This is a genomic window from Methylorubrum sp. Q1 (assembly GCF_004683995.1).
Taxonomy (GTDB): Bacteria; Pseudomonadota; Alphaproteobacteria; order Rhizobiales; family Beijerinckiaceae; genus Methylobacterium.
In genome coordinates this window covers 1-16,741 of record NZ_SRHQ01000045.1, presented here as the reverse complement: position 1 = coordinate 16,741, position 16,741 = coordinate 1, and the positions used below count along the sequence as shown (strand labels likewise).

The 16,741-nt window shown below is 70.2% G+C and carries 8 protein-coding genes; 2 read left to right on the top strand and 6 right to left on the bottom strand.

Annotated features, from left to right (window positions below):
• Positions 1-616 precede the first annotated feature (616 nt).
• Both E4V01_RS24445 and E4V01_RS24440 read left to right on the top strand, forming a co-directional pair.
• Positions 617-8,023 carry a type I polyketide synthase gene (locus E4V01_RS24445; RefSeq protein ID WP_135300170.1) on the top strand — a complete coding sequence of 2,469 codons (7,407 nt, stop codon included), beginning with the start codon at positions 617-619 and terminating at the stop codon, positions 8,021-8,023.
• Positions 8,020-9,393 carry an aminotransferase class I/II-fold pyridoxal phosphate-dependent enzyme gene (locus tag E4V01_RS24440; RefSeq protein WP_135300169.1) on the top strand — a complete coding sequence of 458 codons (1,374 nt, stop codon included), beginning with the start codon at positions 8,020-8,022 and terminating at the stop codon, positions 9,391-9,393. The genes E4V01_RS24445 and E4V01_RS24440 overlap by 4 nt, the downstream gene beginning before the upstream one ends.
• 92 nt (positions 9,394-9,485) lie before the next feature.
• Here E4V01_RS24440 and E4V01_RS24435 read toward each other — a convergent pair whose 3' ends face one another.
• The 6 genes from E4V01_RS24435 to hpnA form a co-directional block, all read right to left on the bottom strand.
• The gene (locus E4V01_RS24435) at positions 9,486-10,154 is read right to left on the bottom strand and encodes a spermidine synthase (protein WP_135300168.1); all 669 of its coding nucleotides are present in this window, start codon (positions 10,152-10,154) and stop codon (positions 9,486-9,488) included.
• Between the two features lie 126 nt (positions 10,155-10,280).
• Positions 10,281-12,284, bottom strand: a complete 2,004-nt coding sequence (shc, locus tag E4V01_RS24430) for a squalene--hopene cyclase (protein WP_135300167.1) — start codon at positions 12,282-12,284, stop codon at positions 10,281-10,283.
• A 44-nt stretch (positions 12,285-12,328) separates the two neighbouring features.
• Positions 12,329-13,630: a hydroxysqualene dehydroxylase HpnE gene (hpnE, locus tag E4V01_RS24425; RefSeq protein ID WP_135300166.1), complete on the bottom strand. Its 1,302-nt coding sequence runs from the start codon at positions 13,628-13,630 to the stop codon at positions 12,329-12,331.
• Positions 13,630-14,481, bottom strand: a complete 852-nt coding sequence (gene hpnD / locus E4V01_RS24420) for a presqualene diphosphate synthase HpnD (RefSeq protein ID WP_135300165.1) — start codon at positions 14,479-14,481, stop codon at positions 13,630-13,632. Before hpnD ends, hpnE begins: the two co-directional genes overlap by 1 nt.
• Positions 14,478-15,371 carry a squalene synthase HpnC gene (gene hpnC, locus E4V01_RS24415; protein WP_135300164.1) on the bottom strand — a complete coding sequence of 298 codons (894 nt, stop codon included), beginning with the start codon at positions 15,369-15,371 and terminating at the stop codon, positions 14,478-14,480. The genes hpnD and hpnC overlap by 4 nt, the downstream gene beginning before the upstream one ends.
• A complete protein-coding gene (hpnA, locus tag E4V01_RS24410) occupies positions 15,368-16,393 on the bottom strand; it encodes a hopanoid-associated sugar epimerase (RefSeq protein WP_135300163.1) in 1,026 nt (341 codons plus the stop codon). The genes hpnC and hpnA overlap by 4 nt, the downstream gene beginning before the upstream one ends.
• Positions 16,394-16,741: the final 348 nt, after the last annotated feature.

Genomic DNA, 16,741 nt, shown 5'->3' with positions numbered 1-16,741 from the left:
CATGCGCGCCCCCGTCCTCGTCGATCTGCGCAACGTCTACGCGCCCGCGGAGACTGAACGGCACGGCTTCGCCTATTCCGGCATCGGGATTGCTTGATTGCGGCTTCCAACCCCTCATCGCTTCGGGAAGACTTTCGAACCGATCTCATCTGCCGAACGGGAGGGCTGCAACTTACGAACGCAGCAATCCGGCAGCGGCCACCGGAATCGATCACACAAGCGGAGCGACAACGATTATTGAAAACGCACTACAATATTCGCATGACCTTTGCCACAAGCGCGGCGGAGTGATGGCGATTTTTAAACTTACCCCGACGCCCGTACTGATATTTGTTGGCCTCGGCACCTCGCAGATTTTTCGCCGTCAACGATTCACTGATGAATACGTGCCACACAATCTCCCAATCTCTCAGGATTAAGGGAGAGGTTGCAGCCAAGCGGGTTGGACGGTCCTGACGGTCAGATTAATGGATGCCTCTTCAAACCCCCGGTCGTCGGCCGCCCTGTCCCGGGCGCCACGGAGAAGCCGAGGTTTCAAGAGACATTCGCGGTGGGGGTGGAACGCCTTCGCCGGACGGACCCCCGGTCCCTGCTTCACGAGCATAAACGGATCGACGTGACTCACCGCAAAGACATCGCGATCGTCGGCCGCGCCTGCCGCCTGCCTGGGGCTCAAAACGTCGAGGGGCTGTGGCAGCTCCTGACGGAGGGGCGCTGCGCCGTCTCACGCATCCCCGAGGACCGCTGGTCGTTGCAGGCCTTCGGGCATCCGCGCGCGCAGGAGCGGGGCAAGAGCTACACCTGGGCCGCCGGCGTGCTCGACGACATCTGGTCGTTCGATCCGGGCGTGTTCGGCATTTCGCCGCGCGAGGCCGAGCAGATGGACCCGCAGCAGCGCATGCTGCTGGAACTGACCTGGGAAGCCTTCGAGGATGCGGGCCTGCGCCCCTCCGCGGTGGCCGGCAGCCATATCGGCGTGTTCGTCGGCGCCTCGGCGCTCGACTACGGCAACCTGCGCATCCTCGACCCGTCCTCGGGCGACGCCTACGCCGCCACCGGCAACACGCTCTCGATCATCTCGAACCGCATCTCCTACATCTACGACCTCAAGGGCCCGAGCTTCACCCTCGACACCGCCTGCTCGTCCTCGCTGGTCGCGCTGAACGCCGCGATCGCGGCGATCGAGGCGGGGCAGGTCGACACCGCCGTGGTGGCCGGCGCCAACATCCTGGCGAGCCCGTTCAACTTCATCTCCTTCTCCAACGCGCAGATGCTCTCGCGCACCGGCCTGTGCCAGGCCTTCTCGTCGAGCGCCGACGGCTACGTGCGCGCCGAGGGCGGCGTCGTCCTGATCCTGCAATCGGCCGAGGCCGCCGCCCGCAGCGGCCGGGCGGTGCGCGGCGTGATCGCGGCGAGCGGCGTCAACTCGGACGGCCGCACCACCGGCATCTCGCTGCCCTCCGGCTACGCGCAAGGCGCGTTGCTGGAGCAGGTCTATCGCGACGCCGAGATCGACCTCGACAGACTCGCCTTCGTCGAGGCGCACGGTACCGGCACCCCTGTCGGCGATCCGATCGAGGCCGGGGCTATCGGCTCCAAGCTCGGCAAACCGCGTCAGGCCCCGCTGCCGATCGGCTCGATCAAGACCAATATCGGCCATACCGAGCCGACCTCGGGGCTCGCGGGCTTGCTGAAAGCCAGCCTCGCGCTCGAGCACGACCTTCTGCCGCCCTCGCTGCACGCGGCCGAATTGAACCCCGACATCCCGTTCGAGGCGATGAAGCTCGCGGTCAACCGCGCACCGCTGGCGCTCGCCCGCACCAAGGCCGAGCGCTTCGCCGGCGTGAACTCGTTCGGCTTCGGCGGCACCAACGCCCACGTCGTGCTGACCGATGCAGGCCCGGTCGCGGCCGCCGACGATGCGGGCCCCGCGCCCGAGATCCTGCTGCTCTCTGCCCAGAGCCGCGCCGCCCTCAACGATCTCGCCCTCGATTACGCCGCCCGCTTCGACGGGGCGGCGCCCGCCGAAGCCGCCCGCGTCACGGCCGCCGCGTTCCATCGCCGCGAGCGCCTCGGCACGCGGCTTGCCCTGCCGCTGACCCCTGAGACCGATGTTCCCGCCGCCCTGCGGGCGCTGGCGGAGGGCGAGGACGGCGATGCCGCCATCGTCGGCACGGCGGTCGAACGCCAGGCCGAGGTCGCCTTCGTCTATTCCGGCAACGGCAGCCAGTGGGTCGGCATGGGCCGCGAGGCCTATGAGGAGAGCAAGGCCTTCCGCGCCCGCTTCGATCAGACCGACACGTTGTTCGAGAAGCTCTCGGGCTGGTCGCTCAAGGAAGCGATGTTCGCCGAGGATCTCGACGCGCGTCTTTCTCTGACCCGCGTCTCGCAGCCGCTGATCTTCGCGATCCAGAGCGCGTCGACTGCGGCCCTGCGCGCCAAGGGCCTGACGCCCCGCTACGTACTCGGCCACAGCGTCGGCGAGATCGCCGCGGCCGAGGCCGCCGGCATCTTGAGCCTGGATCAGGCGGTGCGGGTGATCTTCTACCGCAGCAAGCATCAGGAATCGACGCGCGGCTTCGGCACCATGGCCGTGCTGCTCGGACCGGCCGAGGAGATGGAGGCGTTCCTCGCCGACTATCCCACCCTCGACATCGCCGCCTATAACAGCCCCAAGGCGATCACGGTGGCCGGCCCCGAGACCGATATCGAGGCCGCGATGAAGGCGCTGGCGCGCAAGCGCCGCCGCGGGCGCAAGCTCGATCTCGAATATCCCTTCCACGGTCGCCTGATGGACCCGACCGAGCGTCCGCTGCTGCGCGACCTCGACGGGCTGAAGGCGTCCGCCGGCCATACCGCCATGGTCTCGACCGTGACCGGCACGGTGCTGCCCGGCGCCCAGTTCGGCGCCGGTTACTGGTGGCGCAACATCCGCGAGCCGGTGCGCTTCTGCGAGGCGCTGCAGGAGGCGACCCGCCAGGGCGCCCGCGTCTTCGTCGAGGTCGGCCCGCGCGCGACCCTGCTGCCGCATATCGGCGACGCCATCGAACCGCTCGCCATCGAGGTGGCCTCGGTCGGCGTGATGCACCGCAAGCCGATCGGCGGCGATCCGATCGCCAAGGCGGTCGCCGCCGCCCTCGTCGCAGGTGCCGCCGTCGATGAGGCGCGCCTGTTCGGTGCCGATCCGGCCGGTGTCATCGCCCTGCCGCTCTATCCCTGGCAGCGCCGTCCGTTCCGCCTCGCCGAGACCACCGAGGGGGCAGGCGCCGCACCGCGGCCCTACCACCCGCTCGCCGGCGCGCGCCTCGCGCCCGACGGTCTCGAATGGCACGGCCATCTCGACGCGGCACTCGTGCCCGAACTCGACGACCACCGCATCGACGGTCAGGTGATCCTGCCCGGTGCCGCCTTCGTCGAGATGGCGCTGCACGTCGCCCGGCAAGCGCTCCGCACGGAGAGCGTGACGCTCTCCGACGTCGAGATCCTCTCGCCGATGGTCTTCGCCGAGGACAGCTTGCGTGAGGTGTTGGTGCGCCTGTCGGGCTCCGGCAACCAGATCCAGATCCTCAGCCGCCCCCGCCTGACCCCGACGCCGTGGCAGCTCCACGCCTCGGCCAAGATCATCGAGGGCGACTTTCCCGTGCCGGCCCGCCGCGACCTCGCGGTTCCGGGCGAGCACGCGATTTCGGGTGACGGCCTCTACCGCCGGGCGCTCGCCTCCGGCCTCGGCTTCGGCGAGAACTTCCGACAGGTCGCGGCTTCGGCGCGCATCGACGAGACCACCATCGTCTCCGAGCTGATCCCGGCCGAGTCCGACGACCGCTACGGCCTCGTCCCCGCGCGCCTCGATTCCTGCTTCCACGGCCTGATCCTGCTCTTCGCCGAACTGATGGGCGAGGGCGCCACCAAGGCCTACGTGCCGGTGCGCTTCGGCGAAGTGCGCCTGCTGCGCCCCGGTGCTGCGATCGCCCGCGCCGAGATCCGCACCCGGCGCTGCAACGAACGCTCGATCCTGGCCGACTTCACCCTGACCGATGCCGAGGGCGCGGTGATCGCGACGATCCGCGAGGGCCGCTTCCAGGCCCTGCGCGCGCGCAGCGGCAGCGACCTCGACGCCTACGCCATCACGCAAGGGGTGGAGCGCGCCACCGAGCCGACCGCCCTGCCGCTGGAGCGGCGCCCGAGCGTGGCCGAGCGCCTGCGCCCGAGCCTCGCCGCCGCGACCGCGCCGGACACGGCCGATCTCGGACCGGGCCACCTGCTGCTGGAAGGCTGGGCGACGGCGCTTGCCTACCGCCTCGCCGACGGCCTCTCCGAGAAGGGCAAGGTGACCCTCGATCGCCGCCTGCCCGAGGCGTTGCATCCGTGGGCGACCAATGCCCTCTACGCCCTGGAAAGCAGCGGTCTCGCGACCCTCGAGAAGGGTGTCTGGCGCCTGCGCCGCGACGTGTCCCTTCCCGCGCCCGAAGAGACCATGCGCTGGATTGCGGCCGACCATCCGGAGCTGGCCGCCGAACTGGTGCTGCTCGCCGACACCACCGCCCTGGTCGGGCGGATCGTGGCGGGCGACGCGCCGGCCTCCGCCAGCCTGCCCCCGGCGGCCCTGGACGCCTTCCATCTGCGCGGCGCCACGGCCCGCGCCGCCGCCGACGTTGTGGCACGGATCGTCGCCGAGGCCCGCGGGCGCCTGCCGTCGGACCGGGCGCTGCGCATCCTTCAGGTCGGTTTCGGCCCGCTCTCGGCCCGCGCCGCCGCACTCGCCCGCGAGGCGGATGCCCGGCTCACCGTGCTGGACACCGACCGGCGTCTCGCCGAGCGTGCCCGCCTCGCCCTTCCGAACACGGTCGAGGTGATCGAGGACATCGCCGCTCTCCCGGCCGCCGCCTTCGACCTCGTTCTGGCCAGCGACGTGCTGCACCGTGCCGACAAGGCCCTGCCGGGACAGCTCGCCGCGGCGCTCGCCTCGGGCGGATTGCTCGTGGCGGTCGAGCCCGGCGCCTCGCTGTTCCGCGATCTGGTCTTCGGCCTCGCGCCGGACTGGTTCGAGGAAGCGGTTGCCGGCATGCCGCTCTCGCGCCTCGACGACGTCACCGGCTGGCAGCGCCGCCTCAGCGCGTCGGGCCTCGTGCGGGTTTCGGCCGACCGTGCGGCTTCGGCCAACGGCGATGACCTTCTGCTCGTCGCCGAAGCCCCGGCGCGGTCGGCGGTCGGCCACGGTCAGAGCTTCGCCTTCGTCGTCGGCTCCCATGACGAGTTCGGCGCGGAGACGGCCTCGTCGCTGGCGACCCTGCTGGTGGCGAGCGGCGTCCACGTCTCGATCATCCTGGATTCCGAGCAATCGCTGCGGGAACTCGAGCGCGAAACCCCGGACACCGTGGTGTTCCTGGCCGGTGCCTTTGCCGGCGAGGGTGCGGCGGCAACGCGGCTGCGCGACCGCTGCCTCAGCCTCAAGCGCTGCGCCGAGCATCTCGGCAGCCGCCAGACCCGGCTCTGGGTGGTCGCCCCCGGCGCCACCCGCGACGCGGGCGGCGAGGCGGCGGCGGTCGAGGCCGGCGTCTGGGCCTTCAGCCGGACGCTCGCCAACGAAACGGCCACCCTCGACGTGCGCCGGATCGACCTCGCGCCGACCCTATCCTCGAAGGACGCCGCCGAGCGGCTGCGCGCCCTGATCCTGTCGGGCACCGACGAGACCGAGATCGTGCTCGATGCCGACGCCACCCGCGTCGTGCGCTTCCATCCCGGCCGCGCCGCGACCGCGGCCGGCGAGGCGGCGCCCGCCGCGCGGCTGGAGCGCTCCAACACCGGCGGTCTCAACGAGATGGTCTGGGGTCCGGCCGAGCGCGCCGCCCCCGGTCCCGGCGAGGTCGAGATCGCGGTGGCGGCCACCGGCCTGAACTTCCGCGACGTGCTCTGGGCGCTCTCCATGCTCCCGGAGGAGATCCTGGAGGACGGCTTTGCCGGCCCGCGCTTGGGCCTCGAAGTCTCCGGACAGGTGACCGCGATCGGCCCCGGCGTGGTGGACTTCGCCGTCGGCGATTCCGTCGTCGCCTTCGCCCAGTCGGGCTTTGCCACCCACGTGGTGGTGCCCGAGATGGTCGTCGCGCCGATGCCCGCCGGGCTCGATCCGGCCGCCGCCGCGACCGTACCGGTCGCCTTCCTCACCGCCTATTACGCGCTCTGCACCTGCGCCCGGCTGCGCAAGGGCGAGTGGCTGCTGGTCCATGGCGGCGCGGGCGGCGTCGGTCTGGCCGCACTCCAGATCGCCAAGTGGAAGGGCGCGCGGGTCATCGCCACGGCCGGCTCGCGGGAGAAGCGCGCGCTGGTGGCCGCGCTCGGCGCCGAGCACGTGCTCGATTCGCGTTCCCTCGCCTTCGTGGACGATGTCCGCCGCATCACCGGCGACGGCGTCGACGTGGTGCTCAACTCGCTGTTCGGCGAGATGATGGAGCGCTCGCTCAACTGCCTGCGGCCGTTCGGGCGCTTCGTCGAACTGGGCAAGCGCGACTACGTCGCCAACACCCATATCGGGCTGCGGCCCTTCCGCCGGAACCTCTCGTATTTCGGCGTCGATCTCGATCAGGTGCTCCAGCACCAGGGCGAGGACGGCGCGCGGATGTTCCGCGAGGTGATGGCCTTGTTCGCGGAAGGGGGCCTGCGTCCCCTGCCCTACCAGCCGTTCGCCGCCGACGAGACGTCGGACGCCTTCCGGCTGATGCAGCAATCGGGGCATGTCGGTAAGATCGTCGTGACGCCGCCGGCGCCCGGTTCGGTCGCGCGGGTCCAGCGCAATGCCTTCACGGTGAGCGCCGAGGGCGTTCACCTCGTGACCGGCGGCCTCGGCGGCTTCGGCATCGAGGCGGCCCGCTGGCTCGCGGATCGGGGTGCCAAGCGCATCGTCCTCGTCGGCCGCTCCGGCAAGCCGAACGAGGAGGGGCGCGCGGTCGTCGCCGAACTCGCCGCGCAAGGCGTTCGGGTCGAGACCAAGGCCTGCAACATCACCAGCCGTCGGGCGGTCGAGGCGCTGATCGAAGGCATCGAGGCCCGAGGCGAGCGGCTCGCGGGCGTGATCCACGGCGCCATGGTGCTGCAGGACGGGCTGATCAACGCGATCGAGCCGGAGACGCTCGAGGCGGTGATCGCGCCGAAGGTGATCGGTGCGGGGCATCTCGACGCCGCCACGCGCGGGCGCAAGCTCGACTACTTCGTGCTGTTCTCCTCGGCCACGACCTTCATCGGCAATCCCGGCCAGGGCTCCTATGTCGCCGCCAACGGCTTCATGGAAGGCGTCGCTCGCCAGCGCCGCCGCCTCGGCTTGCCCGCGCTCGCGGTCGCCTGGGGTGCCATCGGCGATGTCGGCGTGCTCGCCCGCAACAAGGCGGTGATGGAAACGCTGGCCTCCCGCGTCGGCGTGACGCCGATGGACGCCCGCCTCTGCCTCGACCTGATGGCCGAGGCGCTGGAGAGCCAGGGCAAGGCGAGCGACGAGGGCGTGATCGCCATCGCCGCGATGCATTGGGGCAAGGCACGCGAACGCCTCGCCACCCTGCGCTCGCCGAGCTATGCCAGCCTCGGCGGCGACCAGCAGGCCGAGTCCGGCACGGTGGCGGCCATCAACATCGGCGCGCTGCTGCGGAGCCAGGATATCGACGCCGTCCGCAAGACGGTCTCCGACGCCATCGTCGAGGATATCGCCCGCATCCTGCGCCTGCCGAAGGACGACATCAGCCGCGTGCGGCAGCTCTCCGAGATCGGCCTCGATTCGCTGATGGGCGTCGAGCTGGGGGCGAGCCTTCAGGAGCGCTTCGCCCTCGACGCGCCGCCCGCGGGCATCTCCTCGGGGCTGACCGTCAACGAGCTGACCGAAACCCTGATCCAGGCGGTGGCGACGCCGGTGGACGAGGCGGCGGGCGTGACCTTGAGTCTCGCCACGAAGCATGTCGGCGATCTCGATGCCGCCACGCTCATGCCGTTCAACGAACTCGTCGAGAAGAACGTCTCGGACATCAAAGAGATCTTGCCATGACCCAGCCGTCACGCCCGCAGGACGGCCGGGCCGCGCTCGCGAGCTTCGTCACCAACCGGCTGGGCCGCGCCAATGCCCGGCCCTCCCCCGCTCTCGCCGAGACCAAGGCGCCGGCCGGCGATTCACCGCAGGATTTCGAGAAGCTGACCGGCTACCGGGAGCTGCGCCTGCAGCGCTCGGCCGCCGATCTGATCGGCCTTGGCAACCCGTTCTTCCGGGTTCACGAGACCCGTGCGGGCGCCAGTACCCGCATCGAAGGCCAAACCTTCTCGAACTACTCGTCCTACGACTATCTCGGCCTCAACGGTCACCCGGCGGTGAGCGGTGCGGCGCGCAAGGCGATCGAGGCCTTCGGCACCTCGGCCTCCGCAAGCCGGATCGTGGCGGGCGAGCGGCCCGGGCATCTCAAGCTGGAGCGGGCGCTGGCCGCCCATTACGGCACGGAAGCCTGCGTGGTGCTGGTGAGCGGACACGCCACCAACGTCACGGCCATCGGCGCGATCCTGGAAGCGCCGGACGTGATCTTCCACGATGCGCTGATCCACAACAGCGTGGTGACCGGCGCCCAGCTCTCCGGCGCCCAGCGCCGCTCCTTCGCCCATAACGACCCGGCCTCGCTCGAAAAGCTGCTCGAGGCGACGCGTCACGAGCACCGCCGCGCGCTGATCGTGATCGAGGGCCTCTACAGTATGGACGGCGACGCGCCGGATCTGGCCGCCTTCGTCGAGCTGAAGCGCCGCTACGATTGCTGGCTGATGGTGGACGACGCCCACGGGCTCGGCGTTCTCGGCCGCACCGGCGCGGGGCTGCACGAGCATTGCGGGGTCGATGCCGGCGACGTCGATATCTGGATGGGCACGCTCTCGAAGACGCTGTCCTCCTGCGGCGGCTACATCTGCGGTCCCTCGGTGCTGGTCGAGTACCTGAAATGCACCGCGGGCGGCTTCGTCTACAGCGTCGGCATGTCGCCGCCGCTCGCCGCCGCGGCCGAGGCCGCGCTCTCGGTGATGCAGGCCGAGCCCGAGCGGGTGGAGCGCCTGCGCCGCAACGGGAATCAGTTCCTGGCGCTGGCCAAGAAGCACGGCCTCAACACCGGCACGAGCCTGGGACTTGCGGTGATCCCGGTCATCATCGGCGATTCGCTCAAAGCCGTGACGCTGTCCGACCGCCTGTTCAAGCGCGGCATCAACGTGCAGCCGATCATCCATCCGGCGGTGCCGGAGCGCTCCTCGCGGCTGCGCTTCTTCATGACCTCCGAGCACACCCCGGAGCAGATCGCGCAGACGGTCTCGACGATCGTGGAAGAGCTGGCCGCGCTCGAAACCGGCGCCACGCTGATCGAGCAGTTGATGGCGCGAAGGGGGGCGTAAGCCTGCCGCCTATCCTATCCATCCCCTCATCCTGACGTGCCCTCTGACGCGGGCACCTCAGGATGAGGGTGCGATTGGGATTGCTCTCAGGATCAGCGCCCGGCCAGCCAGATCACGTGCCGCGCGCCGCGCTTGCCGCGTGCCCTCGCCGCCACCTCCTCGACCGAAAACCCCGCCTGTCCGAGCCGCTTGCTGAAGGCGGCATCCGGGTGTGCCGACCAGACCGCCAGTACCCCGCGGGGGCGGAGCGCCGCGCGCGCCGCGCCGAGGCCGGCCGCGTCGTAGAGGCGGTCGTTGGCGCTGCGGGTCAGGCCGTCGGGGCCGTTATCCACATCGAGCAGGATCGCGTCCCAGACGCCCGGGCGCTCGCGGATCACCGCGGCGACGTCGGCCTCACGGATTGAAACCCGCGGGTCATCCAAGCTGCCGCCGGTCAGTTCCGCCATCGGACCACACGCCCAAGCGAGCACCGCCGGCACGATCTCGGCCACCGTCACCTGTGCCGTGGCGGGCAGGCAAGCGAGCGCCGCGCGCAGGGTAAAGCCCATCCCGTAGCCGCCGATCAGCACCCGTGGGGCCGTCGCCCCTGCGATGCGCTCGGCCGAGAGCCGCGCCAGCGCCTCCTCAGAGCCGCTGAGGCGGCTGTTCATGAGCTCGTTGCGATCGAGCTGGATCGAGAACTCGCTGCCCCGGCGCATCAGGCGCAAGGTACCCGCTTCACCGGGAATCGCGGCGGTGTCGAGGTGCTCCCAGGGGATCAACGGTCGTCTCGCGGGCTCGTGTCAGGAGGAGCCGATGTTGGGAGGCTCACGGGTTCAGTACAAACGGAAACGGCGCGGGATGCTCCCGCGCCGCCGGTCTGATGCTCGGGAAAACGCCCGAAAACATCACATGCCGAACTGCACCTGTCGGCTGTTGCCCCGCTTCAGGTTGCGGAAGCGGGCCATCGCCCAGAGCGGGAAGAACTTCGGGTAGCCGTGGTAGCGCAGGTAGAACACCCGCGGGAAGCCAGTCGCGGTGTAGCGCTCCTCGCTCCACAGCCCGTCCGTTCCTTGCGTGCGCACGAGGTAGTTGACGCCGCGGGCCACCGCCGGATCATCGACCTCGCCCGCCGCCATCAGCGCGAGCAGCGCCCAAGCCGTCTGCGAGGCGGTCGAGTAGCCGGGCTCGAATTCGGGGTTGAGCTTGTAGGAAGAGGCATCCTCGCCCCAGCCGCCATCCGGGTTCTGGATGCGGATGAGCCACGCCACCGCCTTGCGGATCTCGGGGCTCTGCGGATCGACCCCGGCGGCGTTGAGCGCGCACAGCACCGACCACGTGCCGTAGATGAAGTTCATGCCCCAGCGGCCGTACCAGCTCCCGTCCTTCTCCTGATCGTTGAGCAGGTAGGTCACGCCGCGGTCGAGCGCACGGCTGGTCGCGCGGGTCTCGCCGAGCTGTGACAGCATCGAGACGACGCGGGCGGTCACGTCCGCGGTCGGCGGATCGAGCAGCGCGCCGTGATCCGAGAACGGGATGTGGTTGAGGTAGTGGTGGTTGTTGTCGGCATCGAACGCCGCCCAGCCGCCATCGGCGCTCTGAAGGCCCTCGACCCACTCGCGGGCACGGGCGATCGATTCCGAATAGTCCGGCATGCCGCTGACCAGCCCATGCTGACGCTGGGCGCGATCCATCGCCATCACCACGACGGCGGTGTCGTCGAGGTCGGGATAATGCGGGTTGGCGTACTGGAACGCCCAGCCGCCGGGGCGCACGTTGGGCTTGGTCTCGGCCCAGTCGCCCTTGATGTCGAGGATCTGGAGCGGCTTGAGCCAATCGAGGCCGGCGCGGGCATTGGCCTCCGCCTGATGGCCGCCGGCCTCCAGCATGGCGTGGCTGTTCAGCGCCGTATCCCAGACCGGAGACAGGCAGGGCTGGACATAGGCCTCGTCTTCCTTCTCGGCGACGAGCTTCTCGATGGCTTCCAGCGCGATCTTCACCTGCGGATGCTCGGGCGGATAGCCCAGCACCTCGTACATCAGCACCGAGTTGACCATGGCCGGGAAGATGGCGCCGAGGCCGTCCTCGCCGTTCAGCCGCTCGGAGACCCAGGCGACCGCCTTGTCGATGGCGCGCTGGCGCGGCACCTTCGGGAAATGATCCTGCGTCTTCTGCAGCACGCGATCGATGCCGCCGAAGATCGGCGTCCACGGCCAGGTGGCGTGGGGCGAGCCCGGCCAGGTCCGCACCGAATCGGGCGGCGTCACGAACAGTTCGGCCACGCCGACGCCGCGCGGGTTCTTCGCCCGCGGCTTCTTGGCCTGAATCACGAACAGCGGCACCATGGTGCAGCGGGCCCAGTAGGACACCTTGTCGAGGTGGAACGGGAACCACTTCGGCAGGTGCATCACCTCCACCGGCATCACCGGCACCGCCGCCCACGGCACTTCGCCGTAGAGCGCGAGCAGGATGCGGGTGAAGACGTTGGCGTTGGCCGCGCCCCCGCGCTGAAGGATCGCCTTGCGCACGGCGCGCATGTGCGGCGCCTCGATGTCGTCGCCGATCATCTTGAGGGCGAAGTAGGCCTTCACCGACGCGCTCATGTCGAACGGGCCGTCATGCACCAGCGCCCAGCCGCCATGCGCCTTCGACTGCGTGCGGCGCAGGTAGTTGCCGATCTTGGCTTCGAGCCCCGGCCGCGGCTCGGTCCCGCGGAACTGGTGGAACAGGATGTACTCGGAGGGGATGGTCGCATCCGCCTCGAGCTCGAAGCAGATGTGTCCATCCGCCTGCGTCATCTCGGTCAGCGCGCGGGTGGCGCTCTGGACGCCACGCTCCACGTCGTCGAGGGACACGTCGCGGGTCTTGGGACGCTGCAGCGTCTCGACCTTGCTTACGGCCGCCTCACGCATCGTTCTCGCCTCGTTCGACTGTCTCGATGCCGTCGTCATATCCTTCAAGCGACTCCCTGTGCCTGTGCCTGTCCGCACATCCCGGTGCGGAACAGGGCTTGCGCGGCGTTTGTGCCGGATCGGATCGCGCCCTCGATGGTCGAGGGCAGTCCCGTCTCCGTCCAATCACCGGCGAGAACCAGATTCCGGTAGCGCGTCGCCGCGCCGGGGCGGCGCGCGGCTTCCGCGGGCGTCGCCGCGAAGGTCGCACGCTTTTCCTTGACGATCTGCCAGCTAGGCAAATCCCGTGCAAGACCGTTGAGATCCGCGATCTCGGTCCAGATGCGGCGCGCGAGATCCTCGCGGCCATCCTCCAGCAGTCGGTCGGCGCCGCTGATGGTGACCGAGAAGCGATCGGGATAGGCGAACAGCCACTCGGTCAGACCGCCGACGACGCCGAGCATCAGCGGAGCGCCCTCGGGCGGGCGCAGGGCGAAATGCGCGTTGACGATCGAGCGAAATTCCTGCGGCGCGGGCGTGCCGGGCAGGAGTTCGCTCGCCACCCAGGGCGGCAGGGCCATGACCACGGCGTCGTCGGGACCGATCACCGTCGGCTCGTCGGTGAAGTCGAGGCGCTCGATGCGGCCCTGGCCTAAGGTCAGCGCCCGCAGGCGCCGGCCGTAGCGGATCTCGGCACCGCGGCTCTCCAAGTAGCGCAGGGCCGGATCGACGAAGGCAGCGGACAGGCCGTCGACGGCGATGAGCGGCCGACAGGCACGCCCGCCGGCCCCCAGGGTCTCGCGCAGGATGGTGGCGGCGAGCCCGACATCGCTCTCGCGCGGATCGGTGTTGAGCGCGGCGAGCAGGACAGGGTGCCAGAGCCGCTCGTAGAGCGGCCCCTCGCAGGGCATCTTCTCACCGATCGTGCCGCTCTGGCCCGGCTTGTTGCCGGAGGCGGCCATCATCAGGGAGACCGGCGCGAGGTAGTCGCGCGCGCGGGTGCCCGGCACGCGCCGGCCGGCCCGCAGCACCCACCAGGGCAAACGGCCCGCGTTCGGGCGCAGGGTCCAGCGCTCGCCGGTGCGAATGTCGGCGAAGTCGAAGACCGCCTCGTCGGGTCCGGTCAGGGCGTTGGCCGGCGCGCCGATGAGGCGCAGGAAGTCGAGGGACGAGCGGTTGCCCGACAGGAGCAGGTGGTTGCCGTTGTCGATGGTCAGTCCGAGCGAGGGGTCGTAGTAGGAGCGGCAGCGCCCACCCGCCTGCTTGGCCGCTTCGTGCAGAACCACGCGGTTGCCGGCCTCCGCCAGCGAGGCCGCCGCCGAGAGGCCGGCGAGCCCGGCACCGACAACGTGAACCGTACCCGTCATCACAGGATCCCGTGGCGCAACGCGACGAGGAGAAGGGGAAATTTACCCGGCTTCACCCGCTCCCGCGGGGCCGCCCAGCCGCGCCGCACCACGGCGTCGAGATAGAGCCGGTAGGCCGCCGCCATCAGGCGGGCGGCCTTGGTCGCGCGGCGCGGGCTGCGCTCGATGATCGCCCAGGTCTGGCGGTAATGCTCTTGCGCTTCCGCGGCGACCGCCGCGCAGACCTCGCCGAGACGCGGATGCGCCAGCGCGCTCTGCGGGGTCGGGTTCATCAGGCCGATCTTGTGGAATTTCTCCATCGGCAGGTAGAGGCGCCCGCGCGTCGCATCCTCGTCGATGTCGCGCAGGATGTTGGTGAGCTGGAGCGCCCGGCCCTGGTGCCACGCGAGGCGGATTCCGTCCGCCTCCGGCATGCCGAAAATGCGCACCGAGAGGCGCCCGACGGCGCTCGCGACCCGATCGCAATAGAGGTCGAGCTTGGCTTCCGACGGGGCGACGATGTCCTCCTCCGCGTCCATCGCCATGCCGTCGATGACGGCCTGGAAGTCCTCGCGCTTGAGGTCGAAGCGGCGCATCGGCTCTTCGAGCGGCTTCACCCGCGCGGGCGGGTGGCCGGCATAGAGAGCGTCGATATCGGCGCGCCAGCGGTCGAGTTCGGCCGCGCGGACCTCGCGCGGGCCGCCGTCATCGGCGACATCGTCCACGACCCGGCAGAAGGCGTAGACGGCGTACATCGCCTCGCGCCGCTCCTTCGGCAGCAGGCGCATCGCCGTATAGAAGGACGAGCCGGCGGCCGGCAGGGCGGGGGCTTCCGGGGTCTCGCCCGTCATCGGGCTGGCGGTGGCGCTCATCGGCCGGCTCCGGCGGGGGCGGGACGGCGCGACCGGAACGGGCGGCGCACCAGCGTGGCGGCGATGCCGCCGAGCGCGGTGAGCGCGAAGGCGGCCTTGCCGTGATGGACTTTTTCGCTGAGCGGATCGCGGGTCAGCAGCCCCTTCGTCAAGACGACGGCGAGGCGATGGATCGCGGCGATCTCCAGGCTGAGGCGCAGGTCGTCGATGAGATTCGGGAGCGGCGCCCCCTCGTCCAGCAGTTCGAGGGTGCGCTCGGCGAGTTCGCGGATGACCGCGCGCAATTGCGGCGTGGCCTGGGGCAGCCCCAGCATCGACACGTCGGCGCCGTGCCGCTCCATCACGTCGAGCGGGATGTAGACCCGGTCGAGATCGCGAAAATCCTTGCCGCAATCCTGGAGGTGGTTGAGCACCTGCAGCGCGGCGCAGATCGCGTCGGAGGTCCGGTAGACCCGCGCCGGATCCTCGCCGTGCACGTCGAGCAGGAAGCGCCCGACCGGCATCGCCGAGTAGCGGCAATAGTGGATCAGCTCATCCCAATCCGCGTAGCGCGACTTGCGCGCATCCATGCGGAAGGCGTCGAGCAGTTCGAGCGCGTGGGTCGGCGGCTGATCGTGGGCCGCGAGTTCGCGCTTGAGCGGCTCGACCGTGGGATCCGAGCCGCCCTTGCCGGTGAGCGCGTCGGCCAGCGCGTCGAGCATCTCGATCTTGCGCTCGGGCGACAGGCCGGTGTGGTCGGCGACGTCGTCGCCGGCCCGCACGTAGTTGTAGAAGGCGAGGATCGTGCCGCGGTAGCGCGGGTGGATCAGGTGCGAGGCGACGGGAAAGTTCTCGTCGTGCTGGCCCTTGCCGGTGCGGGCGTCGCTGGCGGTCTGAAGCGCGGCGTTCATTTCATGTACCCCGCCTGCCGGAACCACGCGATGGCATCCTCAAGGCCCCGTCGGTAGGGCCGCGCGGAATAGCCGAGTTCCGCCCGTGCCTTGGCGTCGGAGAAGAACATCCGGTACTTCGACATGCGCACGCCGTCGATGGTGGCGAGCGGCGCCTTGCCGGTCACCCGCGCGATCTGCTCGGAGAGATAAGCGATCGGGTAGATCACCGCATAGGGCAGCCGCGTCGTCGGCGCCTTGCGGCCGACGATGGCGGCGATGTCGGCGAGCATTTGCGCCAGCATCACATCCTCGCCGCCGAGGATGTAGTGCTCGCCGATCCGGCCCTTGCGCAGGGCCAGGAGATGGCCCGCGGCCACGTCGTCGACATGGGCGAGGTTGAGGCCGGTATCGACAAACGCCGGGATCTTGCCTTGTGCCGCGTCGAGGATGATGCGGCCGGTCGGTGTCGGCTTCACGTCGCGGGGGCCGATCGGCGTCGAGGGGTTCACGATGACGGCGGGCAGGCCGTCACGGGCCACCATCTCGTCGACCACGCGCTCGGCCACCACCTTGCTGCGCTTGTAGGCGCCGATGGCGGTCTCCGGCGTCAGCGGCCGGGTCTCGTCGGCGGGCGTGCCGTCGTCGTGCGGTTTGATGGTCGCGACGCTCGACGTGTAGACGATCCGCTCGACGCCGGCCTTCAGCGCCTCCTCCATCAGGATGCGGGTGCCGTCGCGGTTGGTGCGGACGATCTCTTCCATGTCCGGCGCCCAGAGCCGGTAATCGGCCGCGGCGTGGACGAGGTAGCGCTGGCCGCGCATGGCGGAGGCCACGGCCGCCCGGTCGCGCATGTCGGCCTCGAGGATCTCGACATCGGGCCAGATCAGGTTGGTGCGCGGCGAGGAGGCGCGCACGGTGATGCGCACGGCAAAGCCGGCCGCGCGGAAAACGTCCACCAAGGCGGCTCCGAGGAAGCCGCTGGCACCGGTGATTAACACCGGCCCCGCTGGGAACGGGCCGCTTTGGGTCGGCTCTGTCATCGTGCTCGCGTGGTTGTCGCAACGGCCTCGCCTGCCAGCCGCGGGAGCGGGGCAGACAGGCGGAAACGCCGCCCCATCAACGCACCCGATTCAGGGCCGGACGGCGCGGCGCTTGTCTCATCGATGGCGCGGTGCGGCAAGCACCGTGCCCTCCTGTTCGGTCTCGTGCGCCCGGAGGCGCGTACGGATCAGGCCAGGCGCAGGCGCCCGGTCCGGCTGCCCTTCTTCTGGTCCGGCAGGGCGGCGCGGACGGCCTTGAGGATGCCGTCGGCATCGAGCCCGGCCTCGGCGTACATCTTCTCCGGCTTGTCGTGGTCCTGGTAGCTGTCCGGCAGCGTCAGCGTGCGC